We start from the raw sequence: 24,735 nt of genomic DNA on the forward strand, positions 1-24,735 counted from the left end.
CTTTGCCCGTAGCTGCCTAAGGCTTATCCCCGCCCCGGTATATCCCATAGCCATAGCCCTGTAGCTATAGCCGTAGTGGCGACCTTCTCCCAGTGTCTGGATCAAGACACTAAGCCCTAAGCCCTCCAGCGAATTGTCGTTGGGGGGCTTTTTTTTCAACTTGATGGGACCTGACAGGTTTGGTCTTTGCTTCAGCCGTCCGGAACTCCTTAACAAAAGTCAGGTACTATCATGGCGACATTCTCAGCCAAAAAAATCCGAGCATGTGGAAAACTGTGTCGAGGAGAGTTTTTCCCCCTTAGGCTTTGCGGGCAAGGGCATGAGGTAAGATATTGGATTGGACAAGAGCCGCTGGTATGAGCTTCAAATCAATCGCCGAAGAGTTGAACAAAGCTGGGATAGAAACTGCTCGCTCTTGTCGATGCTCTTCGACCCAAGTCAGCAGGACCATTTCTCGTCTATCATCTTGAAATCCATTGCTACTCTCAACTATCGATTGCTAAGAAACGATATTTATTGCCCCTTGCGAGGACCTAAGAATGGACAAACTACCACCCAGCTTGCGAGGACATTGCACAGCCTGTGGCACGTCGAATAGCTCGTTCGCCGTAGTTCGCTTTGCAACGTCATTAACAGAGGCCGACACCGGAAGCCGAAGGGACTATACGCATCAGGCTGTTGGTAGTTGCCACGGTTGCAACATGGCGACGCTATTTTATTTAGCGTGTAAAGATCGCCATCTGGGAGATGTACGCGCATTGTCGTTGGGGGGGTTAAATGGCCTGATAACGGACCTTCAACAAGACAGATACGAGATAACCATTCTGGCGCAACTTCCAAAGAGAAATGAACCAGTTGTTCCCGACCATCTTCCTGACAACGTGAGGCGTTCATTTATTGATGCGGAAAGAGCAATGCTCGATAAAAATTGGACACCTGCGGCTGGCTTCTACGGAAAGGCTGTCGACAGAGGCATCACTCCACTCATCGCTGACGAAGACGCATACCAGAAGTTGAAACGACCGACACTGGGACAGAAATTAAGGGTTTTGGAAAACCTCAATATCTTGCCGCCAGCTATGATCGAATGGATTGAAGAAGTCTTGAGTGATCGTAATTTCGCAATGCACGACGAAGACCTCGACTTTGAAAGAAAACAAGAAGTGGAACCGATAAGAGAATTTGCCACCACTCTACTGACCTACCTTTACACTCTGCCTGAGCAAATCAAAATCAGACGAGGACTTGAAGAAACTGAAGCGTAGCGTCAGCCATACAGCGCTCGCTGGTCCGCTCAGGAAAGCTAAGAAGAAAACAACTCTTGCAATCCTAAGTGTTTCGAAGACGTACAAATCGAAATGCGAGCTAAAACGAGCGCTGATAGGATGCGATTAATTGAGGGATTACCACATCACATCGATTACTCGACCGTCGCTGTGTTGACACACACCTACCCCTCCGAGTGAGGTGAAACCCGAACTGTCAGCGTAGTTCATATTGCAGCGCATCGACGAGCCTCTATCGCCAAATAGAACAGCAACGAGATTGCCCGTTGTTGTGGATGTAAAGACCGGCACAGTCGTGCCATCGACTAAACCAACGCCGCTACCGCTGGTGGCATTTGCTTGAACGGCTTGGCCCTTGAATGTTTCGCCATCCAGAACAGCCGTGTAAAAGTCGCGGTCCATGCCTTGCTCATACTGAAACTGAACACGAGTACCCTCCCCACGCACGACACCCTGCATCGTACCACCACACGCGGCTAAAGCGGCAAGTGAGCCAATGAGAGCGTATTTTATGAAGCGTTTCATGTAACTACCTTTTTGATGGGTGCTGCGCGTTGACGTCTCCATCTGATAGCAATCCAGCGCGACGTTGACTACTGGTTCATGCCAGTGGTACATCCAATGCAAATTGGCGGCACCAAAACACCCATAAAACAAGGCGCTCGGATCAAATCGGCTGGATTTCAATTCTCTCCAGCAGCACCATCCAATCTCCACTGCTAAACGCAAGCGCTGCTTTGTTATGAATGTGGAATCTGGTTGTCGCGCTGGTTGCGCCACAAATGCCCGAAACCAGGGCTGTGCGGTTCACGCCCGAAAGCCCGTTTTAGAAATCACCCAGTTTGCGACGGTACCGTTGAATGCGTCAAATGCGCCGTTCCGACGCCGACAATGCACCAGCTAGTGAGCTTTTGATCTCAGACGGGATGTTCCGGCCTTGCTGTTTCATCTTTGCGGCGATCCAGCCCGCGGAGTGTCCGCGGCATCCGATTTTGTTCGTGCGCGCAGCGGCCAGGGTTGTCGCCTTATCGCGAGCCAAGGCCATGGAAACCTCAACCTCGGACTCCGGCAGGGCCATTCGAACTGCGCTGAACACGTCCATCGAGACCTGTAAAGTCTGACGTTCTAGCCGATGGGCAGCGTTGGTCAGCAGTCGCGTGCAATAAGCCGACAAGAAATACCAACGGAACACCCGAAAAACCTGACCGTTGGACGCCGCCATATCCGGCGCGCGGTCCGCAACAGCGGTCAGTTCGGAAAAGGCAGCTTCGGCCAATTTGGCCGCATCGCAAATCTGACGCTCGCGACTGGCACGAGAAACCGCGCCGTTGGCGAAGCGGGAGTCAGATTTACCGATTTCCAAGTGCATTGATATCCTCCACCGTCAATTTGTGATGAAGATATAAAATCTGACGGCATCGCCGGCATGGGAATTGCGGTCAGAATTTCCCGATTTGTCGTCTTTTTTGGCCAACTTCAGAGTCTGTCTATACATTTCACCCTATAAGTTGGCCTGTTTTGAGCCATTTGGTCAACTGGTGAACACCGCAAACGTTAATGTTTTAAACAAAAAGCACACATATCTGACACGATCTTGTAATAGTTATGCCCACTTCGATATGTATGAATACTCAATCCTGCTGACCAGTTTACCAGTAAAGTTTTAACGAGGGGGTACGAAGCAGGATCAGGGGGTGAGCGCCTGTTCAGCCAGGCTCGCCTTAGGACAGAGACGCTCCCCCCGTCCTTATCACTTAGTCTATCTTGTTCTTTTGGGCATGTGGCGTCACACCAAAACTCGACCGGTATACGCGCGAAAAATGTCCCGGATTTTCGAACCCGCAGGCCATTGCCACTTCGGTCACGGATGCTTCGGTCTGCAATAGCAGCTTCTGCGCGCGCTCCAGCCGAAGCTCCATAAAGTACTTCTTGGGCGACGTGTTGAGGTATTTGCCGAACAACCGTTCCAACTGGCGCGTTGAAATCCCCAGATCCCCGGCAATATCAGATGGGGAAACCGGTGCCTCAATGCAGTCCTGCATGATATGAATTGCCTTGGCGAGATGCGCGTTACGCATCCCGTTGCGCGATTGAAGAGACACACGCTGTTTAGCCGTAGCATTGCGCACGGCGTTGTAGACCATCTGGTCAGCAACCGCGATGGACAACTCTTGGCCGTGGTCCCGTTCAATCAGGTGCAACATAAGGTCGGCGGTCGCCGTACCACCCGAGGCAGTGATGTGCTTTTCATCGGCGACAAAGACGCTGCGCACCAAGTTCACCTCGGGAAAGGCTTCCATAAAGGCATCGTGGTACTCCCAGTGAATGGCGGCCTGCATCCCATCCAGAAACCCTGCCTCGGCAAGCAACCACGCGCCCGAACACAAGGCGCCGATGGCGGTTCCCCGTGCCCGTTCGCGCCGCAGCGTTGCAAGCAGAGGGCGCGAGACATGGTTGCGCATATGAATACCCGACAGCACGAACAGCTGGTTTGTTTTTGGCAGCGCATCCAGTCCACCATGAACCAATGTCACCGACCCGTTGGAACAGACGGCCTGCTTGCTGTGTTCAGACACAAAAGACCACTCATACAGATTTTCACCACTGACGAGGTTGGCAATGCGCAGCGGCTCGACCGCGCAGGAAAAGGCGAGGTGTGAGAATTCCTCGATCAGGATGAAAGTGATGTGACGGGGTTGGCGCATAGACGTCCGATTCAGTTTGACGTGGTCGACGGCCTATGCTGCACGATTCTTTTCTGTATACAACTTGTATTTTATTGGAATACAGAGAATGAACGAAATGGCCGGCACGATTCGCGCAGCGACTGTTGGAGGAACGGATGAAAGACGACGCCAAGTCCCGCAAGGCAGAGTTGATGGAGCACCTGAAGGTGTCGATCCTGACGCTGCGCCTGCAACCAGGCACAGATCTGGACGAGGCGCATCTTTCCGACGCTTTCGGCTTGTCCCGGACACCGTTGCGCGAAGTGTTCCGGCAACTGGCGGGCGAAGGCTATCTGGACTTGCGCACCAACCGCAGTGCCCGGGTGTCCGAGATGTCTTATACCACCCTGCGTGACTTCTTTCTGGCGGCACCCATGGTCTATGGCGCAGTTTTGCGACTTGCCGCGCAGAACGCCACACGAACTCAGATCAACGACCTGAAAGACGCGCAACAGGCGTTCAAGGCTGCGTTGCAATCCGGATCCGCCGAAGATCGGGCGCTGGCCAATAACCGCTTTCATGATGTGACCGGAGAGATGTCAGGCAATGTCTACTTGCGGCCATCATTCAACCGGTTGCTGATCGACCATGCCCGGATCGGGATGACCTTCTATAGACCCCAATCCGCGCACAAGACCGAGAACCTGTCCGAGGCAAGTCGCCAGCATGACGCCATCATCGCCGCCATCGAGGCGGGCGATGAGGCGGTTGCTGCGCAGCTGGCCGAGGATCACTGGAACCTGTCACGCGACCAAATCGAACTGTTCGTGATGCCTGCTGCGCTGGATATCCCGATGGGTATCCCGCCCCTTTCGAAACCTGCATGAGGACGGAATGAACCCGATTTTTAGATTTGAGGGGATCTATACCCCGGTGGTCACGCCCTATCACCAAGATGGCGGCGTGAACTGGAATGCCCTGTCCCACGGGATCGAATACCTGATAGAGAATGGTGTGCACGGGCTGATATCGGGCGGGTCAACGGGTGAGAACTATGCCCAGACTGTCGAAGAACGACTGGAACTGGCGTCGTTCACGCATAAGCAGTTGAAAGGCCGGTTGCCTCTGGTTGTCGGAACCGGCGCGATGCTGACGCCGGATTCCATCGCGCTGGCCTCGGGCGCGCGTGAGATTGGCGCGGACGCGATCCTGCTGGCCAGCCCACCCTATTCGGTGCCGACCGATCGGGAAAACGCCCTGAACGCGCTGGCTATCGACAAGGCCGCTGACTTGCCGGTGATGTTGTACAACTACCCGCACCGCACCGGTACAATGATGGGGGAAGAATTCCTTGACCGCGTGGGGCGCAGCCGAAACTTCTGCGGCATCAAGGAAAGCTCAGGGGATATCAACCGGGTGCATTTGTTGGCGCGGGATTACCCGCATATCCAGCTTGGCTGCGGCATGGATGATCAGGCGCTGGAATTCTTCGCCTGGGGCGCACCGTTCTGGGTCTGCGGTGGGTCGAACTTCCTGCCAGCCGAACATGTAGCACTATATCAAGCCTGCATTGTCGAAGGGAACTTCGCAAAGGGCCGCCGCATCATGTCCGCCATGATGCCGTTGATGCGGGTGCTGGAACAGGGTGGAAAATTCATCCAGACGATCAAGCATGGCGTCACGATGAACGGGATCAACGCAGGCGCGATGCGGCCCCCGCTTAAGGGGCTGAACAAGGATGACAAACGCGCATTGGAACAGGTGACGCGCGTGCTGAAGAAAACAATCGCAGATATCGTGGCGGAGGGCTAAGGCATGGAATTGCTGACACAGGACGAATACAAATCCATCGCTGCGGGCCTGACCTTGCCCACCGGGGCCTTCATCGACGGCGCTTACCGCCCGGCTATCTCAGGCAAGACCTTTGCGACGGTGAACCCCGCTACAGGTGAGAATCTGGCCGATATTGCCGCTTGCGACGCGGCGGATGTGGATTTTGCCGTCGAAAAAGCGCGCGATGCGTTTGACGATGGACGCTGGTCCAGAATGCACCCCTCGGATCGCAAGGACATACTGATCCGACTGGCCAAGTTGATGACTCGCAATGCCCGTGAATTGGCAGTGATGGAGAGTATCGACAGCGGCAAGACCATCTATGACTGCGAAACCGTGGATATCCCCGAAACGATCCACTGCCTGAAATGGCATGCCGAGGCGATCGACAAAATCTATGATCAGGTCTCGCCCGCCAGCGACGACCACATCGCCATGGTGGTTCGCGAACCCATCGGAGTTGTGGGGTTGGTGCTGCCGTGGAACTTCCCGCTGCTGATGCTGGCGTGGAAGATCGGGCCTGCCTTGGCGGCGGGCTGCTCGGTTGTGGTGAAACCGGCAACCGAAACCACGCTGACCGCCCTGCGCCTCGCGGAACTGGCGATGGAGGCAGGTCTGCCGCGTGGCGTTCTGAACATCGTTCCGGGTGGCGGTGCTGATGTCGGTGAGCCGATTGGTCGACACATGGATATCGACATGGTCTCTTTCACCGGCTCGACCGTCACTGGCAAACGGTTCCTGATCTATTCGGCGGAAAGCAACGCCAAGGAGGTTGTGTTGGAGATGGGCGGCAAGAACCCGGCCATCGTGATGGATGACGCCGAGAACCTTGACCGCGTGGCGGCCCATGTCGTGAATGGCGCGTTCTGGAATATGGGTGAGAATTGTTCCGCCTCGTCCCGTCTGATCGTGCACAAGGACGTAAAGGCCGAGTTGCTGGAGCGGATCGCCCATCACGCGAAGCAGTGGAACATCGGTGATCCGCTGGACCCGGAAACCCGAATGGGTGCGTTGGTCAGCGAAGGCCACTACAACAAGGTCTGCGGCTACTTAGAACAAGCCGAAAACGTGGTGATTGGTGGCAATGCCAACAAGGGTTTTGTCGAAGCGACCGTGGTCGAAGTACCCGGCAATCACAGCACTCTGGCGCGCGAAGAGATCTTTGGTCCCGTTCTGTCGGTGATCGAAGTGTCTGGCTTTGACGAGGCCATCAAGATTGCCAATGACACCGACTATGGCCTGTGTGCTTCGATCTTTACGGCTAACGCCAAGCGAGCCATACGCGGCGCACGGGCGATCCGCGCCGGAACCGTGACGGTGAACAGCTTCGGAGAGGGTGACATCACCACCCCCTTCGGCGGCTACAAACAATCCGGTTTTGGTGGCCGCGACAACTCGGTCCATGCCCACGACCAGTACACCCAGTTGAAAACCATCTGGATTGATCTGGCCGATGACGCGGACGAGGCGATCGATTGACGGCCTACACTGCAAAACGGCTGCCACGACAGACCGGGCCGGCGGGGTGGAACGCCATCCTGCCGCCCCAAACATCGCTACCCCGACTTGAACAGAACATCTCAGCCGACGTCACAATTGTCGGTGGTGGGTTTGCCGGGCTGAGCGCTGCGCGCCGGCTGTATCAGATTGACCCGGCGCTCAAGGTTGTTCTGCTAGAGGCTGGTCGCTTTGCCGAAGGTTCCGCTGGCCGCAATTCGGGCTTCATGATCGATCTGCCCCATGATCTGGCCTCGGACAATTACGCCGGAGGCGGGCTGGAAGCGGACCGCGCAACCATAGCCCTAAACCGCCGCGCAATAAGATTTGCAACGAACGTGGCTGAAGAATGCGAGCTGCCGCAGGAAATGTTCGACACATGCGGTAAGTTCAACGCCGCCGCCACACGAGCCGGGGACAGGCACAACCGCGAATTCGCCGCACATCTGGATCGGTTGGGAGAGCCCTGCACGCTTTATGACCGCCGACAGATGCAAGAGATCACGGGCAGCCCGCACTACAGCTCGGGCCTCTATGCACCCGGCACAGTGATGATCCAGCCCGCCGGTTACATTCGGGCTCTGTCCTCTCACCTGTCGTCACAGGTTGATCTGTTCGAAAACTCTCCCGTTACCGGCTTTGAAAAACAAGGCGCGGGATGGCTGGTGAAAACACCTGAAGCGCAGGTTTCAGCGGGCCAGGTCATTTTGGCCAATAACGGCCATCTGGAGAGCTTTGGCTTTTACGAACGCCGGCTGATGCATATCTGCCTTTACGCGTCGATCACCGAGCGTTTGACGCCTGAACAGGTCACGACATTGGGCGGTCAATCCCGCTGGTCGGTCACTCCGGCCGATCCGATGGGCACCTCAGTCCGGCGGGTCTCAGGCAGCTATGGCGACCGGATCCTGATCCGGTCTTGTTCGACATTTCACCCGACGATCGAGACCAGCCCCATGCGCCTGCGCAATGCAGGCTGGGTGCATGACCGCAAGTTCCGTGAACGGTTTCCGCATTTGCCAGATGTGCGAATGGAGCATCGTTGGGCCGGAATGCTTTGCCTTAGCCGAAACGGATCAGCGGCGTTCGGAGCGTTGGATGAGGGCGTCTTCTCGGCCTGTTGTCAGAACGGTTTGGGAATTGCCCGAGGGACATTGCAGGGCATGGCAGTGGCGGAATTGGTCACGCAGGGCGGATCGGACATCGCGGATCATTTCCTGGCCCAACCGATGCCGCCGCGCCTACCACCCGAGCCGTTCGCCTCACTGGGTGCAAACAGCTATCTGATTTGGAAAGAGTGGCGTTCAGGAAAGGAATAACCTGTCAGGGCAGGCTGAGCTTGGTCGTGCGACCCCCATCCACCGTGTAAATCTGACCGGTGACAAAGCTGGCGTCCTCGGACGCAAGAAACGCCACCACTGCCGCGACCTCCTCTGGTCGGCCAGTCCGGGCGACGGGATGGATGCGGCCAATGTCGCGGCGAAATGCATCCGGGTCCGGCTGAGCGTCGATGAAACCCATGTTCAGTTCAGTGTCGATCCAGCCGGGCGCCACCGCGTTGCAGCGGACCCCCTCCGCCCCGTGATCCACGGCGACGGCACGGGTCAAGCCGTGCAACCCGGCTTTGGTCGCACAATAGGCCACGTGGCCAAGATTACTGCCCAACCCTTCGATTGAGCCGATATTAACGATGTTCCCTTGCGTCTGCCGCAGATGGGGCAGTGCCGCCTTGATCAGCAGAAAAGGGGCCGTCAGGTTGACTGTCAGGTTGCGCTGCCATTCCTCTAGGCTCATGTCTTCGACAAGGGCTTCCTGCATCATGCCCGCGTTGTTGACGAGGATATCCAGACGCCCTGCCCGCTCAACGACCTGATTTACCACAGATTGCGGGCTGCTCGGATCACCAAAATCTGCCTCGATCCCTTCGAACCTGGGATCTTGCCCGCGTTGCGCGGTAAATACTTGCACCCCGTCCTGACGCAACCGTTCAGCAATGGCCCGACCGATCCCGCTGCGCCCGCCGGTGACTAGGGCGGTTTTGCCTTCAAATCGGGTCATGATACTGGCTTGCCTCCGTTCACCTCAAGCACCGCGCCGCAGATATAGCGCGACGCATCCGAGGCCAGAAACAGGATCACATCAGCAATGTCTTCAGGTTCCGCGATTCGCCCCAAGGGAACAGTCTGTCCCAGCTCAGACACCGCGGTGTCCGGGTCGAACCCGCGCTTGGCGAACCCGGACCGCAGCATAGGCGTGTTCACCTCGTTCGGGCAAACCGCGTTGATGCGGATGCCCTGATGGGCGTGGTCCATCCCCATACATTGGGTCAGCGAAGCGATCGCGGCTTTGGTCATGCAGTAGACCGCATGGTTTGGGCCAGGACGCAGACCCCAACAGGATGCGGTGTTCACAATCGCACCGCCTCGGTTGGCAGCCATAATCGGGATCGCAGCGCGGCAAATGCGAAATGGGGCCTCGACATTCACGCCCAGAGACAGGGACCAATCCTGATCCGAGGTTTCGGTGACGGCCCCCCGCGTAATGACACCCGCATTGTTAACAACAATGTCCAACCCGCCCAGCGCATCTGCTGCCCATTGCGGAAGTGCATCGGCATAGGTCGGGTCCAGCAGATCACCAGGCAGATGGGCCTCGGCCTCGATCCCGTCGATCAGGCGGTCAGCAACGGCAACCTGCGCGCCGGCGGCACGTAGGCGGCGCACCAGAGAAGTTCCGATCCCCCCAGCAGCGCCCGTGACCAAAGCCGATTTTCCTGCAAACTCCATGATATGCTCCATCAGAAAGATGCGACGGGCGCGCCAAAGCGGGTTTCGTCGGGAACGACGCCCAACCCCGGCCCGGTTGGAACTTGGATTTGCCCGCCTTCAATGCGAATTCCATTCTGGGCATCGTAATTGCCTTCGATGTATGGCGCAGCCAGCCAAACGCCTTCCAGCAAATCGGGCCGAACAGTCGCGCCGATATGTGTGCATGCTGCGCCAATAATGTCCCCTCCCCAGCTGTCGTCGCAGGTATGGGGCAGATTCCGCGCCTCGCAGAGATCGCGGAACGCGCGCATTGGCTGCAGGCCACCGATCCGCGTGACCTTCATACCGAACCCATCCACCAGACCAGTGCCAGCTGCAGTGATAACCGTGTTCAGATTGGTGGCGTTTTCGTCCATGTAGATCGGGTGGCTCATTTGTGACCGTATCCTTTGCAGATCTTCGATCGTATCGCAGGGTTGTTCCATGACAAACGGAATGTCCGGGCATTCGCGGCTGACACGCAACGCATCACGGGTTGTCCAGCCGCGGTTTCCGTCCACGGCCAGCCGCATGCCTGACCCGCCGATTGCCTCCCACACTTTGCGGATGGTTTCGATATCGATTTCAACCGGCCGGCCACCAACTTTGATTTGCAGGCGCAGGTAACCTTCGGCCAATTTTTCCCTGGCCAGAACGGCTATATCGTCGGGTGCCCCAACCCCCGTCGCATAATATGACGGAACCTTGTCTACCTCGGCACCGCCAAGAAGTTCCGACACGCTGATCCCAGATTTCTTGCCCAGCAGATCATGTGCGGCGATGTCGATAGCCGCCTTGGCATAGTTATGTCCGTTCAGAAGCCTATCCATCCGTCGGTGCAGCCCTAGTGGAGAGACGTTAGCACCCAATAGACCTTCGGCCATCTGAGCCAACGCAGCCCGAGCGCCAGCGGCGTGGGCCTCAGCATAGGTGGGGCCAACCGGGCAAGTCTCGCCCCATCCGACCAACCCGTTGTCGGCCACCATTTTGACCAATGTGGTGTCCAGTGCCCAGACCTCGGCATTGGCCATTGTGTACGGGCCGTTTTTGACAGGCAGATCGTGGCTATAGATGTGAATTTCAGCGATTTTCACGACTTGTGTTCCGTACTGCTATTTAAGGGACAAACCCGCCCAACTGGCCGGGCGGGTGGAATACGGGGGAATTACTTCAGTAACTTTGGTTCAGTTCATCAGCGGCCGGGATTTCACGCTCACGTCGGGCGATGTAGTCCAGCAGGGCCTCGTTTTTCGCCTCATCCAGTTTGGGCTCTTCATACTCGGCCAGCAACGCACGTGCCCGGTTCAGGGCACGTGCAGTGACTTCGACGCTCCCTTCGGCCTGCCATTGTTCGATCGAATTGTTGTCGAACAACTCAGGCATAAAGAACGCACTCTGGAAATTGTCCTGTGTATGGGGGTGACCAAGATAGTGACCACCGGGCCCAACATCCGGAACCGCTGCGAGGGCCTGATCGAAATCGTGCCATTTCGGTCCCTCAGCCATGCGATAGGCCATCGCGCATTGTTCGGCGTCGACGATAAACTTGGCGACGGAACAGTGCATCCCGGCCTCATTCCATCCGGCTGAATGCCAGATGTAGTTGGCGCCCGCATGCATGACTGCCTGCAAGGTAGTGGCAGATTCATATCCGGCCTGGGCGTCAAAGGTTTTGGCACCACCCAGCGTGTTCGAAGTACGCCACGGCACCCCATAATGCCGTGCCATCTGACCAATCATGAAATTCATCAGGCTGATCTCGGGTGTACCCGCCATCGGCGCACCGGATTTCATCGACACGGTCGACAGGTAGTGGCCATAGATCGCCGGAGCGCCCTTGCGGATGACCTGCGTGTAGGCCAGTGCGCTCAACGCCTCGGCATTCAGCTGCGCCACAGTGGCCGGAACAGATGCGGGCGTGTTGGCTCCCCCCAGAACGAAGGGTGAGCAGAGCACTGGCTGATTGCGACGGCAAAAGGCCCGCAACGCACCCAGCATGGTTTCGTCCCACACCAGTGGTGAATTGCCGTTGCAGTTACCGGTAGTCACCGGGTGATCTTCAAGGAATTCCTCGCCAAACAGGATCGCGCACATGTCCATCACATCTTCGGCGTTCTTGGGTGAGGTGGTCATGCCCATGAACGTTTTGTCCGAGTGTCTCATCGACGAATAGGTGATGCGCAGGTGCCGTTGACTGATCGGATGGTCGTAGGGTTCCACGATGTGATGGGCCGAGGAATGCAGCGCGGGCATCATGTGACTGAGTTTGTGGAACATCGCCAGATCTTCCAACAACGGATTTCGGCGCACGTCGTCCAGATCGCGCAGAAATGGGGCGCCGGTCATAGGCACAAAGATCGAGTGCTTACCGCCCAGCCGCACATTCTTTTTCGGGTCCCGCGCGTGATAAGTGAAATCGCTGGGTATGGTGGCAATCAACTCGCGCACCAAACCACGGTCGAGGTAAACCAGCTCCCCTTCGACCTTGGCTCCGGCTTTTTTCCAGTCTTCCAGCGCAATCGGGTCGCGAAACTGAACGCCGACATTTTCCAGAATATCCATCGAAGCAGTGTCGATGCGTTCGACCTGAGCATCATCCATCACCTCACACAAGGGGATGCCTCTGGTCAGGCCGGGCAGCATTTCAAAATTCGGGGCAGTGCGCAGGGCGCGGCGGGCAGAGCGTCCGCCCGAGCGTGTCGCGGTACGAATGTTCACGGGGCAATCCTCCAATCTTACTTTTCAGATTGACGGATTCGGCGGCGGCGCACCTCACTGATTGCGATATCTGTTTGCAGGAAACGACACGGGAACTCGGAACGAAAAACGCCGCCCCAACTGGGGCGGCGTCTGTTTTGGCATTAAGACCTGTGCTTATTCAGCGGCCTGCGTGCTTGCATCAGCATGCTTGTCGCGCCGACCATCACGATAAAGCGCCTTGGTCAGCGAAACCATCATCAGGCCCATCACGATGGTAAAGGGCAGAGCACCGATGATCATCGCATTGCGCAACGCGTCCATCGGGTTGTTTTCACCAGCGGCCAAGATCAGCGCACCGATCACGGCGGTTAGGATAACACCCCAGATGATACGGTGCTTGACGCCGGTTTCCTGGCTGCCACCGGACATGATGGTGTTCATGACCAGAATGCCCGAGTCCGCAGAGGTCACCAAGAAGGTCATGATCAGGATCACGCACATGACGTTCAGCATGGACAGAAGCCCACCGTCGATCATGTAAGACAGCGTCACGAACAGCTTGTTGGTATTCGACGCACCAATGATCGCGCCTTCAGCTGCACCAGCCAATTCCAGATCAATCGCAGTACCACCCAGAACAGTCATCCAGGCAAAGCAAACCAGCGCCGGCGCCAGTACGCAGCCCAGAATGAACTCACGCACAGACCGACCCTTGGAGATGCGCGCCAGGAACAGGCCCACAAACGGCGAGAACGCAATCCACCAAGCCCAGTAGAAGGTGGTCCAGCCCGACTGCCAGCCAAACTGACGGCCTTGCTCACCTGCTGCATAAACAGCCGCCAGCGTGTCGTCACTCAACTCAGCCGCAGCACCTTCAAGACCGCTCTTAAAGCCGTCAAAGCTGCCCCATGCATTGGTTGCGCCACCCACCAGATCAGCAGCATGCGCCTGCGCTTCAGCAGGCAGAGCCGCTGCAAACGCTTCGGTCGACAACGGACCGTATGCACCAAAGCTCAGCGAGAGGAAGTGCAGCAGGTAGTCAAACAGTGCTGTGCCATAGGTTGTCATGGCGAAAACGAACGAGCCGAAGATCACAAAGGTGCCCAGCAGGATGATCGATAGAACAAGGTTCAGGTTCGACAGGTATTTAACACCGCGACCAACACCCGAGACCGCCGAAATAATCGACAGACCCATGATGACAACCAGACCCGCGATCAGACCAACTTTGCTTGGCGTGGGTACTTCACCGCCAAAATCCATGATCCATTCCATGCCGGTGATTGCATACAGACCGTCGATGAACTGGCTGACACCAAACCCGATCGTAACGGACACACCCAGGATCGTTGCAACAACGCCCAGAACGTCAACGACGTGGCCGAGAAAACCGTTCATCAGACGACCGAAAAGCGGGGTAAGAGCCGCACGAATGGTCAGAGGCATGTCACGAGTATAGGCGTAGTAGGCCAGCGACAGGCCGGTCACCACGTAAATTGCCCAGGCATGAAAGCCATAATGCAGGAAAGTATACCGATACGCGGATTGAACGGACTCTGGATCATTGCCCGCAACTGCACCGGCAACGACCTCGGGGTTCGATCCCCACAGACCCAACGGTTCAGCGGTGGCAAAAACCATCAGGCCGACACCCAGTCCCGCTCCGAACATCATCGAGAACCAGGAGAAGTTCGAAAACTCGGGTTTTTCGCCCGCTGTTCCCATAACCCGCTTTCCGGTCGTTGGAAGGATGGCAACAATGACGAGGAAGATGACAAACAGGCCGACAATGACCACGTAGAAGCTGTTGAATACTTCCAGCAACTTTCCGTTCCAGCTGCCAAGTGTGCTATTTGCATTGGCCGGAAAGACAAGTGCCCATAGCACAAGGGCAACCATGATGCCCTTACTGATTAGGGCGATTGGGACGCTGTAATTTTCATAGAATCCGGCATCGGCCGTTTCTATCTCTAGATCCGTAAAGGGTTCGGGTATCGACATGTTGCTCCTCCGTGGTGCTGTATCAATTGCGAAACTGCCTCTGCATTTCACGCAATTCGCCCAATCGCCTCGAACGATGGGGAAGGTGCTGCAGCAGACGTATCGGCTCTTTCTTGTTTCGTTTCTGTGTTTCAGAAATGCGGCACCGCCGCATGGTCTTACGCCTTCTGAGTTGCATTGAATTCAACACACCGTGCAATCAGGCGATACTCGGTCTTACCAACTGGGAATGGGTTCGCGCCTCCTTCACGTCCCCTTTCGACCTTTCCCGTTTGTCAGTTCGGGACATCATTGTGTCGCAGTACCGTCTTGCGACGCTCGGAAAATCCTCTCGAAAAGCCCGAAAAACACAACGTTTGTTGGTAGAACTGACTATAGTGGCGCTCCGTTCTAAATTCGGCCAGAACCGACGCATTGACGAAAAATGCGACATCCGCCTTTAACTTGAGCCAGAAAAACATCAAATCATCAAAAGCGCTATAGCTTTCACCTTCAAAAAAACTAAAACTGAGTTGATAAAAATTAAACTAAACCGAAAAACGATTCACCAGCTTCCATGTCCAGACGCCACTACAACCTACCGCCGCTGACAACCTTGTCAGCTTTTGAGGCCGCCGCCCGCCACCTGAGCTTTAAGAACGCCGCCGTTGAACTGTCTGTCACACCCGGCGCGGTCAGCCACCAGATCAAGGCGCTTGAAGGCGATCTGGACACACCGTTGTTTCAACGCAAGCATCGCGGCGTTGATCTGACCGAGGATGGCAAGGCGCTTTATGACGCGCTGTCCACGTCCTTCGGGCGCATCTCGAAAACGCTGAGCATGATCCGCGACCGGTCCACGGCCGGAAAGGTGACCGTGGGATCGACAACAGCAGTTGCCGCGTTGTGGTTGTCTCCCGCTGTCATTCGGTTCTGGCGGGACATGCCCGAAGTCAATGTTGATCAACTGTCACAGGATCGCCCCTTTCGCGATCGGCCTGACGTCGACTTTTTCATTCGCTATGGGCGGGACAGCGATCCTAACCTGTCACACACTCCGCTGTTTCGCGACCAGCTAGTCCCGGTCGGAAGCCCAGAAATGGCAGAAAGGCTTGCGGATGCCGGTCTTGAGGATCTGACCTCTAAACGGCTGATCCATTTGGAGTCAGAAGACCGCACCTGGACCACCTGGCCCGAATGGTTCCAGCAGTTGGGATATAATGGTACAGTGCCCATTGAATCCCGCGTCAACAGCTATTCCGTCGCGTTGCAGCTTGCACGCAAGGGCGCTGGACTGGCGCTGGGTTGGCAGCGGCTGATCCAACCCATGCTGCAATCAGGCAAACTGGTTCCTATCGGCGCACATCAAGTGCCCGCTCCGAACCAGTTTTACCTGGTCGGACGCCCGGACGGAGAACTCTCAGAAAGCGCCCGCGCCCTGAAGAACTGGATCGTTCAAGAGGTTCAGGAAGGTTCGGTTTAGGTGAAATCACTCTCTGATGAGCTTTTCTGATATTGAGGCAAGCAGGTTCGATCCGCCAATAGGGATTAATAGCATCCAGCAAAACCTCAGGAGAGCCCGATGAACAAGCATAGCGCGCTGTCTTCCGTTCTGGCCGATGTAAACGTCGCAAATGGCCTGCCGAACGAACATTACATCGATCCGACCGTTTTTGACGAAGAAAAGCGTTCTGTGCTGTATGCCAACTGGTCCGGGATCGGCTTCGGCAAGGATGTTCCGGAAGAAGGCGATGCAAAACCAGTCGATTTTCTGGGCATGCCGCTGCTGATTGTCCGGGACAAAGACGGCGAGGTTGGCGTTTTTCAAAACACCTGCCGCCACCGCGGGATGATTCTGGTAGACACGCCGCGCAAAATCGGCGGCGCAATCCGCTGCCCCTATCACAGCTGGTGCTACAGCCTGAAAGGTGAGCTGCGCGCAACCCCGCATGTGGGTGGTCCCGGCCAGAACAAGCACGAAGACGTCAATCGCGAAGGCCTGGGTCTGATCCGCGTGCGGTCCTACGTCTGGCGCGACGTGATCTTTGTGAATATTGACGGCACAGCGCCGGAGTTCGAAGAGGTGCACGGCCCCCTGCTGGAACGTTGGAAGGAATTTGAGAAGCCCGTCTTCCACGGCGGTGAAACGTCCTCATTCAAGCTTGAGGTCAAGACCAACTGGAAGCTGGCGGTCGAGAACTATTGCGAAAGCTATCACCTGCCGTGGGTGCATCCCGGTCTGAACAGTTATTCGCGGCTGGAGGATCACTACAACATCGAAGAGCGCGGTCAGTATTCGGGCCAAGGGACCCTGGTTTACCGCCAACTGACAGATCAGGACGGCGCAACCTTCCCGGATTTTGACGGGCTGAGCGACAAGTGGAGCGAAGGCGCAGAGTATATTGCGGTTTATCCAAACGTTCTGCTGGGCGTGCAGCGCGATCACGCATTTGCCATTGTGCTGGAGCCGGTCGATCAGGAAAACACCGTCGAACATATCGAGCTGTACTATGCCAAAAGCATTGATGACACTCCGCAGCAGGATGGACTGCGTGCTTCGAACGCGCAGCTGTGGAAGACGGTATTCGAAGAGGATGTCTTTGTGGTCGAAGGCATGCAAAAGGGCCGGCATGGAATGCTATTCGATGGCGGTCGGTTCTCGCCCGCGATGGATGGCCCGACGCATAACTTTCACCATTGGGTCGCGACGCAAGTTGAAAACGGCCGCGTGGAGTAACCCTTTAGGATTGGTCAGCCGCTGGGTGGCTGACCAGTTGCCCGTAGAAGGGGACGCCCATGGACAAAAAGGAGCTGGATCGCCTCTTGCTGGACGCGCATGATCGAAATGATCATGCCGATCTGATCCGATGCTATACGATAGCGGCGGATGAGCATGAAGCGATGCAAGACATCGACGCCGCCTGTTTCTACCTGACACATGCCTTCATTTTCGCGCTGGAATCCGGCGCGCCAGAAGCTGATGCGCTGAACCAGCGGCTGGTCGCATATGGCCGGGCGCATAAGCTGAATTTCTGAGTTTAACTTCAGATTAAACTCACTCAACCCAACTTGAAATTAATGTCCGTTGCCGGTGCCATTGCGATGATGACACATGGCGGCGGGACCAACTTTGATACGGCAGGCTCATGAAAACGAATGCACAGGCGGTGGTGATTGGCGGCGGGGTGATCGGGTGTTCGATCCTCTATCATTTGACCAAACTGGGATGGTCGGATGTGGTTCTGCTGGAACGGGATGAACTAACATCCGGGTCAACTTGGCACGCCGCGGCGAACATCCACGGGCTGCACGACAGCACCAATATCAGCCGCATTCAGCACTACACGATGAACCTGTACAAAGAGCTTGAAGCCGAAACCGGCCAAAGCTGTGGCGTGTTCCAGCCCGGTTCGCTGTATCTGGCGCAGACCGAAGAACGCGAACATCAGCTGAAGCTGCAGGCCGCTAAGGCCAAGCTTTACGGCATGAACTTTTATGAGATCAGCATCGAAGAGGCCCAACGACTGAACCCGCTGGTCAATTACGCTGGCATCCGCTGCGTGATGTACGAACCTGACGGCGGCAATGTGGACCCTTCGGGCGTCACAAATGCCTATGCGGTGGGCGCTCGTCAGCGCGGGGCCGAGATCCATCGCTTCACTCCGGTCACCGCGACCGACCAGCAAGAAGATGGCACCTGGATTGTGCGGACTCCCAAAGGCGATATCCGTACCCCTTGGGTCGTCAATGCCGCCGGTCTGTGGGGTCGCGAAGTCGCTAAATTGGCTGGCATCGAGCTTCCCCTGCAACCGACCGAGCATCAGTATTTCGTGACCGAAACCATGGCGGACGTGGCCGCGCACGGCACGCGCTTGCCTTCGGTCAGTGATCGCGACGGCGAATACTACCTGCGGCAGGAAGGTCAGGGCCTGCTGGTTGGCGCCTATGAAAACGACATGAAATTCTGGGCCGAGGACGGCACGCCACTAGACTTCGCGCATGATCTCTTCCCCGACGATCTGGAACGGATCGAAGAGAATATGATGAACGCCATCGAACGTCTGCCCGCCGTGGGTGAAGCCGGTATCAAACGGGTTATCAACGGGCCGATGATCTGGTCGCCCGACAGCAACGTGCTGATGGGACCAGTGCCCGAGGTCGACGGCTATTTCTGTTGCAACGGTATCATCCCCGGCTTCTCACAATCCGGCGGCATGGGCCTGATGGCGGCGCAATGGATCATCGAGGGTGAAACGCAGTACGATATGTTCGCCTGGGATATGGCTCGGTTCGATGACTGGGCGACGAAAGAGTTCACAATGGCCCGCGTTCAGGACCAGTACGCCCACCGGTTCGCAATTCACTTCCCCAACGAAGAGCGCAGCGCAGGTCGTCCGGCGCGTACGCGCCCTGTCTACGACACGCAGGCTCAAATGGGTGCCGTCTTCGGCCTGAATGCTGGCTGGGAACATCCGCTATGGTTCGCAGACACTCCGGGCGCCAAAGACACCAATGGTTTTACGCGTCAAAACTGGTGGGGACCGGTTGGCGAGGAATGCCGTATGCTGCGTGACCGCGCAGGGATCATCGATATCTCGAACTTTGCCAAATATGTCTGCAAAGGCCCCGGGGCCGAGGGTTGGCTCAACGCAGTTTTCGCCAACACTATGCCTAAGGCTGTAGGTCGGTCCTGCCTGACGCCGCTGATCTCGAAACGCGGAGGAATCGCTGGGGACTTCACCGTTACCCGCGTGGCCGAGGACGAATTCTGGATCATCGGTTCAGGCATGGCGGAACGCTATCACAAAAGGTTCTTCAAGCAGGTTCCTCTGCCCAAGGGCACCACTTTCGAAAGCAAGACCCAAGCTGTGTGCGGGTTCAACGTCGCGGGCCCAAAATCGCGCGAGATTTTGCAACGACTCACTAATACCTCACTCGCCACCGAGGATTTTCCGTTCATGCGGTCGGCGAAAATCGAACTGGACGGGATCAAGGTGCTGGCCCTGCGGGTCTCTTTCACGGGTGATCTGGGGTGGGAGGTGCACTGCGCCACCGAAGATCAGGCCAACCTGTACGACGCTCTGCTTCAAGCCGGTCAGGAATTTGGCGCGGGTCCAGTTGGCAGTCGGGCGTTGATGTCTTTGCGCGTCGAAAAGGGGCATGGATCGTGGAGCCGCGAATACAGCCCTGAATACTGGCCGCATGAAGTAGGTCTGGATCGGTTGTGCAAGTTCAGCAAAGACTTTCTGAACAAGAACGCAGCCGAGACCGTTTTAGCCAACCCTGCCCGCGAACAGCTTGTCCTTTTGCATCTGGATGAGGCCGACACCAGCGCGTCGAACGCCGACGCGACTGGCGGTGAGCCAATCTTCAAAAATGGTCAGGGTATCGGCCGCGTGACCTCAGGCGCTTATGGTTATTCCGTCGGCATGTCTCTGGCGCTTGGCTTTGTAACCGATGCCAAAGCAGGGGATGAGGTCGAGGTGATGGTATTGGGACGTCCGCACAAGGCGACCATTCTGTCCGAGCCGCCTTTTGATCCAAATGGCGAAATCCTACGCGGCTGAATAAACCGTGAACGGTGCCTGACCCTACGGGAAGCTGTTCTCACGCGTTCCAGCGCCTATAGTCTGACCCAACCATATCGGTCGTTTTGGGAGGGACGGGCGCATGGAATATCAAACCGATATGCTGATCGTCGGCGCCGGGTTTTCCGGCCTGACGATGGCGATTGAGGCCCGCAAACGCGGCATTAAGGACATTGCGATCCTTGAAAAAGCGAATGAGATTGGCGGGACGTGGCGTGAGAACACCTATCCCGGTGTCGCGTGTGATATCCCATCGCACCTCTATTCCATGGCAACGCATCTGAACCCGGACTGGAGTCGGGCCTACGCGGGCGGCGCTGAAATTCAGGCCTATCTGAAAAAGGTCTGCCTTGATGAGGAGATTTGCGAGCTATGCCATTTCGGGCAGCAGCTGAAATCTGCCCGCTGGGACGGCATGCGCTGGCAAGTGGAAACCGAAAGTGGGCAGCGCTGGTCGGCGCGGTTTCTGGTCTCGGCCATAGGGGCGCTGCATCTGCCCAGCATCCCCGATTTACCCGGTGCGGACAGCTTTCCCGGGCCTTGCTTTCACTCTGCCGAGTGGGATCACGACACGTCGCTTGAGGAAAAACGCGTCGCAGTTGTCGGAACCGGCGCATCCGCTGTACAGTTTGTTCCAGAGATTGCGAAAACTGCTGCACACGTCACAATCTTTCAACGCAGCGCGCCCTATGTCCTGCCCCGCCCGGATGGACCAATCGCGCCGTGGTTACGCCGCCTTTACCGCAGCATCCCGGTGTTACCTTGGGCACGCCGGAAACTGATTTACATGGTCTTCGAGTATCGCCATCGCGTGTTCCGCGGCGAAAAACGGATGGTAAATTTTGCCATGAAGATGTGGCGCAAATCGTTGGAAAGCGCGATCGCCGACCCTGGCTTGTGCAAACAGCTGACGCCGGACTATAGGATCGGTTGCAAACGCATCCTCAGCTCGAACGATTGGTACCCGGCACTGGCGCGTGAAAACGTGACGGTTCTCCCGCACGGTGTGGCATCAATTGAGGGCGATCAGATCATTTCATCTGACGGAAGCCGTACACAGGCCGACGTTCTGATCTGGGGCACCGGGTTTCATGTGACAGATGTTGTTGAGCGCCTCGACATAACGGGAACCGATGGCTTGACACTGCGCCAGGCGTGGTCGGACGGGATGAAAGCGCATCTGGGCACCGCCATCGCAGGTTTCCCCAATTTTTTCATCTTGCTCGGGCCACATACTGGCCTCGGTCACAACTCGGTTGTGCTGATGATCGAAGCACAGGTTCGCCACATCGGCCGAGTGCTGGACCAGATGAACCGCGACGGGTTGCAGATGATAACCCCGCGCCCGGACTACCAGGAAGCCTTCGAACAGGAGATGCGCGAGCGGCACGAAGACAGCGTATGGCAGGTGGGTGGCTGCGCCTCATGGTATCAGGATGCACAGGGCCGGAACACGACGCTTTGGCCCGGGACCGTTTCAGAGTATGAAAAGCGCATGGCGCAATCCGGGCTGGAACAATACCAACCTGCCCCTTCCTCAGGCGGAAAGTGATGAGATGACCACAATTCTAGTTATCGCCCTTCTGGTCGGCGGCTTCTTTGTCGGCATGAACCTGTGGACCCGGCGACTGACCCGGCAGGGGTTGCAGCGCGTCCCGCAACTTGGACAGATTGTCCCGGTGCGCGGCGGCAGCATTCATTACGTGGAAAAGGGCGACCCCACTAAACAGACAGTCATCATGATCCACGGGCTTGCGGGGCAACTGCAGCATTTCACCTATTCTCTGATGGACCTGTTGGCGGATGACTATCACGTTATCGCAGTCGACCGCCCTGGCTGCGGATACTCAACCCGCGATAGCGCCGATCTTGGGCGCTTGCCCGAACAGGCCCGCATGATTCAAGAGTTTCTGGACACCAAAGGCATTTCCAACGCCGTTCTGGTCGGGCACTCATTGGGCGGGGCCGTATCGCTGGCCATGGCTTTGGAACACCCGGAGAAAACCAAAGCGCTCGCTTTGCTCGCCCCGTTGACGCAAAAGCTGTCGAACACGCCGCAAGTTTTCAAACCGCTGGAAATACGTACCGAGTGGTTGCGCAACTTTATCGGCAACACGATCGCTGTCCCCATATCGGCTAAGACCGCCCCGCATACATTGGGAGCCGTTTTCTATCCGGAACCCGCGCCAGATGACTTTCTGGACCGCGCCGGCGGTGCGCTGGGGTTGCGCCCTTCGGCCTTCATTACCGCGTCGCAGGATGTTGTAGGGGTGGATGAAAGTATCGGAGCCCAGGTAGACCGCTATACCGACTTGTCCGTACCCGGCGGCATTCTGTACGGCGCGCAAGACACCATACTTTCACCCACCGCCAACGGTGCCCCCATGACCCGGTTCGGATTGAGCGACGAACAGATCGAAGGGTTGGGCCATATGATCCCGATCACCGCACCCGACGCCTGCGCGGCCTTCATTCGTAGAATTGCTGATACTCCTGGGGTCGCCGCACAACAGGCAACCAAAGCAGATTGATCGGGGCAAAAATAATCTCCGTAAGTCGGTGTTTCCCCCTTGACCCTTTCCGGCCCCTCGCTTAAATCGCCTCTCACTCATGGCGGAGTAGCTCAGTTGGTTAGAGCAGCGGAATCATAATCCGCGTGTCGGGGGTTCAAGTCCCTCCTCCGCTACCAAAATCCCCCTTTGAAACCAGACTGATGAGCGTAGCGGCCAAATCTCTCCCTGCTATTGGTTTAGGCGGGACTGCGTACGGATTGCAGAGTCCCAAGCCCAAAAATACACGATGAAAGACTAAACGTCCCGCAAAGCTTCAACCTGAGAGACATTTTTGGGAAATTCGCTCCGCCCCCAAAAGTTGAACGAAATCCGCAGATTTCAATTCGCGTGACATGCTTGCTATAGATCCGTCAAACTTTTGGTCAAAACGAGCAGACGATGAAAACAATTGAAGACGTAGCAATCTGTTTTATTGGCATTGCGACCCGTATCGAAAAAACTTGGGTTTCTCATGTTCCGCCGGAAACGACTCTTCGACAAAAGAGCTGGCCTGAGCCCGCGCTTGCCCCGGAAGACGCGGTTTTTCTTGCCAATGAGATTGCCGACAGGCTGCGAGAATCGGCTAAGGGTCATGGAAAACCTGAAACTGTCGAAGCAGATGCGTTCTGGACAGCATTGGCCCGACAGGCGGACCAGGTAGACTTCCAAAACTTGGCAAACGACTTTTACAAGGTAGCAAAATCCACTTTCGATTTCTTGCTGTATTGCACTGTCCACCTTCCAACCCGGCCCGCAGACGTTGATTGGGTCAACGTGAAAGCCAAAGGGTTCATCCCCCGCGATCTTTCAAGAAAGATTGGTAGTATAGAGAAGCGCCTTGAGGATTTGAGCCCTCGATCAGAAGCCCTTCAGGAGAAGATCACTACCATTGAAGCGGCCCATGATGCCGCAGAGCAGCTTCCGACCGACATGGAGGAGTTGCGCCGAAACAATGAAGAACTTCGGAAGCTCTTATCTGAATCGCAAAAAAACTGCGGCTCTCATCGAAAACAAATTGGAAATAACAAAAGGCATTCACGCCGAAGTCGAAGGCCTCCACAAAGAAACCACTTCTCTGACCGGTCAATCCCAGCAATTGGTCGACGAGTGCAACGAAAACTACCGTATCACCACCTCAGCAGGTCTTGCTGGTGCTTTCGAGGCGCGATCCAAATCGCTGACCAAGACTGGATGGTTCTGGGTGTTTTTACTGGCACTCGCCCTTGGATGCGCTGTAGGGATCGGTTACTTCAGGCTCGAAGCATATGAAGACCTTTTGAGAATCGAAGCATCGACTTCCGTCATCCTGCTCAATCTCTTGGTGACCGCATTGGGAGTTGGAGGGCCAATTTGGCTGGCTTGGCTATCCACCAAGAACATTGGTCAAAGCTTCAAATTGGCTGAAGACTATGCCTTCAAGGCTTCAATCTCAAAAGCCTACGAAGGATACAGAAAGGAAACAGTTAATCTGGACCAAGAGTTTACCAAGCAGCTCTTTGGGTCGGCCTTGACGCGCCTTGATGAATTGCCGAGTCGTTTTATTTCACCGCTGGATCATAGTTCCCCCCTGCAGGAAATGCTCGACAATCCAACAATTAAGGTATTTTTGTCAAAGTTCCCTGAGTTGAAAGAGGACCTTGTAAGGTTCGTGGTCGATCAAAAGAGTGCGGCCGCAGCGACCGCAGGAGCAGCCGTGGCCGCTGTGGGAGGCAAGTCTCGCTTAAACGGAATGCCCACATCCTACGGCGATGCTGAAGTCGAGCCCAAGGATAATCAAACTGGCTAAAGGAGCGTTGCTCTTTCTCATGCAGAGAGGGCAAAGCACT

The 24,735-nt window shown here is 56.3% G+C and carries 21 protein-coding genes and 1 tRNA gene; 14 read left to right on the forward strand and 8 right to left on the reverse strand.

Annotation, left to right across the window (positions count from 1 at the left end; all coding sequences use genetic code 11):
- Nucleotides 1-332 precede the first annotated feature (332 nt).
- Nucleotides 333-470 (forward strand): recombinase family protein, encoded by a 138-nt coding sequence (locus tag AC2FIB_RS21500; RefSeq protein ID WP_496842696.1) that lies wholly within the window; start codon nucleotides 333-335, stop codon nucleotides 468-470.
- Nucleotides 471-539: 69 nt separating this feature from the next.
- Nucleotides 540-1,265, forward strand: coding sequence for a DUF4145 domain-containing protein (locus AC2FIB_RS21505; protein WP_496842697.1), 726 nt, complete (start codon nucleotides 540-542; stop codon nucleotides 1,263-1,265).
- A 138-nt stretch (nucleotides 1,266-1,403) separates the two neighbouring features.
- Here the strand turns inward: AC2FIB_RS21505 and AC2FIB_RS21510 are convergent, their stop codons facing one another.
- From AC2FIB_RS21510 to AC2FIB_RS21520, 3 genes are all read right to left on the reverse strand, one after another.
- A complete protein-coding gene (locus AC2FIB_RS21510; RefSeq protein ID WP_496842698.1) occupies nucleotides 1,404-1,973 on the reverse strand; it encodes a hypothetical protein in 570 nt (189 codons plus the stop codon).
- 178 nt (nucleotides 1,974-2,151) lie between these two features.
- Nucleotides 2,152-2,655 (reverse strand): hypothetical protein, encoded by a 504-nt coding sequence (locus AC2FIB_RS21515; RefSeq protein ID WP_496842699.1) that lies wholly within the window; start codon nucleotides 2,653-2,655, stop codon nucleotides 2,152-2,154.
- Between the two features lie 385 nt (nucleotides 2,656-3,040).
- Nucleotides 3,041-3,991 (reverse strand): GlxA family transcriptional regulator, encoded by a 951-nt coding sequence (locus AC2FIB_RS21520; RefSeq protein ID WP_496696420.1) that lies wholly within the window; start codon nucleotides 3,989-3,991, stop codon nucleotides 3,041-3,043.
- 137 nt (nucleotides 3,992-4,128) lie between these two features.
- On the opposite strand from AC2FIB_RS21520, the gene AC2FIB_RS21525 reads away from it, so the two are divergent.
- Genes AC2FIB_RS21525 through AC2FIB_RS21540 form a run of 4 tightly spaced genes read left to right on the forward strand, consistent with a single transcriptional unit; the run spans nucleotide 4,129 to nucleotide 8,601 of the window.
- The gene (locus AC2FIB_RS21525; protein ID WP_496842700.1) at nucleotides 4,129-4,839 is read left to right on the forward strand and encodes a GntR family transcriptional regulator; all 711 of its coding nucleotides are present in this window, start codon (nucleotides 4,129-4,131) and stop codon (nucleotides 4,837-4,839) included.
- Nucleotides 4,840-4,846: 7 nt separating this feature from the next.
- Nucleotides 4,847-5,764: a dihydrodipicolinate synthase family protein gene (locus AC2FIB_RS21530; RefSeq protein WP_496735248.1), complete on the forward strand. Its 918-nt coding sequence runs from the start codon at nucleotides 4,847-4,849 to the stop codon at nucleotides 5,762-5,764.
- Nucleotides 5,765-5,767: 3 nt separating this feature from the next.
- Complete coding sequence (locus tag AC2FIB_RS21535; protein WP_496842701.1) at nucleotides 5,768-7,264, forward strand: aldehyde dehydrogenase; 1,497 nt, start codon at nucleotides 5,768-5,770, stop codon at nucleotides 7,262-7,264.
- Complete coding sequence (locus tag AC2FIB_RS21540) at nucleotides 7,261-8,601, forward strand: NAD(P)/FAD-dependent oxidoreductase (RefSeq protein WP_496735244.1); 1,341 nt, start codon at nucleotides 7,261-7,263, stop codon at nucleotides 8,599-8,601. Before AC2FIB_RS21535 ends, AC2FIB_RS21540 begins: the two co-directional genes overlap by 4 nt.
- Nucleotides 8,602-8,605: 4 nt before the next feature.
- On the opposite strand, the gene AC2FIB_RS21545 is transcribed toward AC2FIB_RS21540, so the two are convergent.
- The 5 genes from AC2FIB_RS21545 to AC2FIB_RS21565 form a co-directional block, all read right to left on the reverse strand.
- Entirely contained in the window at nucleotides 8,606-9,340 is a 735-nt protein-coding gene (locus tag AC2FIB_RS21545; RefSeq protein ID WP_496842702.1) for an SDR family NAD(P)-dependent oxidoreductase, read from the reverse strand.
- Nucleotides 9,337-10,068, reverse strand: a complete 732-nt coding sequence (locus AC2FIB_RS21550) for an SDR family NAD(P)-dependent oxidoreductase (protein WP_496735240.1) — start codon at nucleotides 10,066-10,068, stop codon at nucleotides 9,337-9,339. Before AC2FIB_RS21550 ends, AC2FIB_RS21545 begins: the two co-directional genes overlap by 4 nt.
- Before the next feature lie 11 nt (nucleotides 10,069-10,079).
- Complete coding sequence (locus AC2FIB_RS21555) at nucleotides 10,080-11,183, reverse strand: mandelate racemase/muconate lactonizing enzyme family protein (protein WP_496735238.1); 1,104 nt, start codon at nucleotides 11,181-11,183, stop codon at nucleotides 10,080-10,082.
- Nucleotides 11,184-11,259: 76 nt separating this feature from the next.
- On the reverse strand, nucleotides 11,260-12,807 hold the full coding sequence (locus tag AC2FIB_RS21560; RefSeq protein ID WP_496735237.1) for a trimethylamine methyltransferase family protein: 1,548 nt from the start codon (nucleotides 12,805-12,807) through the stop codon (nucleotides 11,260-11,262).
- A 156-nt stretch (nucleotides 12,808-12,963) separates the two neighbouring features.
- Nucleotides 12,964-14,790 (reverse strand): BCCT family transporter, encoded by a 1,827-nt coding sequence (locus tag AC2FIB_RS21565; protein WP_496735235.1) that lies wholly within the window; start codon nucleotides 14,788-14,790, stop codon nucleotides 12,964-12,966.
- 556 nt (nucleotides 14,791-15,346) lie between these two features.
- Here AC2FIB_RS21565 and AC2FIB_RS21570 point away from each other — a divergent pair.
- The 8 genes from AC2FIB_RS21570 (at nucleotide 15,347) to AC2FIB_RS21605 (ending at nucleotide 24,695) form a co-directional block, all read left to right on the forward strand.
- Nucleotides 15,347-16,252, forward strand: a complete 906-nt coding sequence (locus AC2FIB_RS21570; RefSeq protein ID WP_496735234.1) for a LysR substrate-binding domain-containing protein — start codon at nucleotides 15,347-15,349, stop codon at nucleotides 16,250-16,252.
- 99 nt (nucleotides 16,253-16,351) lie between these two features.
- Nucleotides 16,352-17,506, forward strand: a complete 1,155-nt coding sequence (locus AC2FIB_RS21575) for an aromatic ring-hydroxylating oxygenase subunit alpha (protein ID WP_496842703.1) — start codon at nucleotides 16,352-16,354, stop codon at nucleotides 17,504-17,506.
- Between the two features lie 59 nt (nucleotides 17,507-17,565).
- Nucleotides 17,566-17,805 carry a hypothetical protein gene (locus AC2FIB_RS21580; protein WP_496735232.1) on the forward strand — a complete coding sequence of 80 codons (240 nt, stop codon included), beginning with the start codon at nucleotides 17,566-17,568 and terminating at the stop codon, nucleotides 17,803-17,805.
- Between the two features lie 110 nt (nucleotides 17,806-17,915).
- Entirely contained in the window at nucleotides 17,916-20,336 is a 2,421-nt protein-coding gene (locus AC2FIB_RS21585; RefSeq protein ID WP_496842704.1) for a GcvT family protein, read from the forward strand.
- A 103-nt stretch (nucleotides 20,337-20,439) separates the two neighbouring features.
- Nucleotides 20,440-21,909 carry a flavin-containing monooxygenase gene (locus AC2FIB_RS21590; protein WP_496735229.1) on the forward strand — a complete coding sequence of 490 codons (1,470 nt, stop codon included), beginning with the start codon at nucleotides 20,440-20,442 and terminating at the stop codon, nucleotides 21,907-21,909.
- Nucleotides 21,910-21,913: 4 nt separating this feature from the next.
- Nucleotides 21,914-22,888 (forward strand): alpha/beta fold hydrolase, encoded by a 975-nt coding sequence (locus AC2FIB_RS21595; RefSeq protein WP_496735228.1) that lies wholly within the window; start codon nucleotides 21,914-21,916, stop codon nucleotides 22,886-22,888.
- Between the two features lie 81 nt (nucleotides 22,889-22,969).
- A tRNA-Met gene (locus AC2FIB_RS21600) sits at nucleotides 22,970-23,046 on the forward strand.
- An 815-nt stretch (nucleotides 23,047-23,861) separates the two neighbouring features.
- On the forward strand, nucleotides 23,862-24,695 hold the full coding sequence (locus AC2FIB_RS21605; protein WP_496735226.1) for a hypothetical protein: 834 nt from the start codon (nucleotides 23,862-23,864) through the stop codon (nucleotides 24,693-24,695).
- Nucleotides 24,696-24,735: the final 40 nt, after the last annotated feature.

It is taken from the genome of Ruegeria sp. YTSA072, from assembly GCF_059610285.1.

Excerpts from the sequence above, each read along its gene's own strand:
- AC2FIB_RS21570 (WP_496735234.1), top strand. The coding sequence starts at position 15,347 with ATGTCCAGACGCCACTACAACCTACCGCCGCTGACAACCTTGTCAGCT.
- AC2FIB_RS21550 (WP_496735240.1), bottom strand. The coding sequence starts at position 10,068 with ATGGAGTTTGCAGGAAAATCGGCTTTGGTCACGGGCGCTGCTGGGGGG.
- AC2FIB_RS21545 (WP_496842702.1), bottom strand. The coding sequence starts at position 9,340 with ATGACCCGATTTGAAGGCAAAACCGCCCTAGTCACCGGCGGGCGCAGC.
- AC2FIB_RS21575 (WP_496842703.1), top strand. The coding sequence starts at position 16,352 with ATGAACAAGCATAGCGCGCTGTCTTCCGTTCTGGCCGATGTAAACGTC.
- AC2FIB_RS21505 (WP_496842697.1), top strand. The coding sequence starts at position 540 with ATGGACAAACTACCACCCAGCTTGCGAGGACATTGCACAGCCTGTGGC.
- AC2FIB_RS21590 (WP_496735229.1), top strand. The coding sequence starts at position 20,440 with ATGGAATATCAAACCGATATGCTGATCGTCGGCGCCGGGTTTTCCGGC.
- AC2FIB_RS21525 (WP_496842700.1), top strand. The coding sequence starts at position 4,129 with ATGAAAGACGACGCCAAGTCCCGCAAGGCAGAGTTGATGGAGCACCTG.
- AC2FIB_RS21565 (WP_496735235.1), bottom strand. The coding sequence starts at position 14,790 with ATGTCGATACCCGAACCCTTTACGGATCTAGAGATAGAAACGGCCGAT.
- AC2FIB_RS21585 (WP_496842704.1), top strand. The coding sequence starts at position 17,916 with ATGAAAACGAATGCACAGGCGGTGGTGATTGGCGGCGGGGTGATCGGG.
- AC2FIB_RS21530 (WP_496735248.1), top strand. The coding sequence starts at position 4,847 with ATGAACCCGATTTTTAGATTTGAGGGGATCTATACCCCGGTGGTCACG.
- AC2FIB_RS21580 (WP_496735232.1), top strand. The coding sequence starts at position 17,566 with ATGGACAAAAAGGAGCTGGATCGCCTCTTGCTGGACGCGCATGATCGA.
- AC2FIB_RS21595 (WP_496735228.1), top strand. The coding sequence starts at position 21,914 with ATGACCACAATTCTAGTTATCGCCCTTCTGGTCGGCGGCTTCTTTGTC.
- AC2FIB_RS21515 (WP_496842699.1), bottom strand. The coding sequence starts at position 2,655 with ATGCACTTGGAAATCGGTAAATCTGACTCCCGCTTCGCCAACGGCGCG.
- AC2FIB_RS21520 (WP_496696420.1), bottom strand. The coding sequence starts at position 3,991 with ATGCGCCAACCCCGTCACATCACTTTCATCCTGATCGAGGAATTCTCA.
- AC2FIB_RS21535 (WP_496842701.1), top strand. The coding sequence starts at position 5,768 with ATGGAATTGCTGACACAGGACGAATACAAATCCATCGCTGCGGGCCTG.
- AC2FIB_RS21605 (WP_496735226.1), top strand. The coding sequence starts at position 23,862 with ATGAAGAACTTCGGAAGCTCTTATCTGAATCGCAAAAAAACTGCGGCT.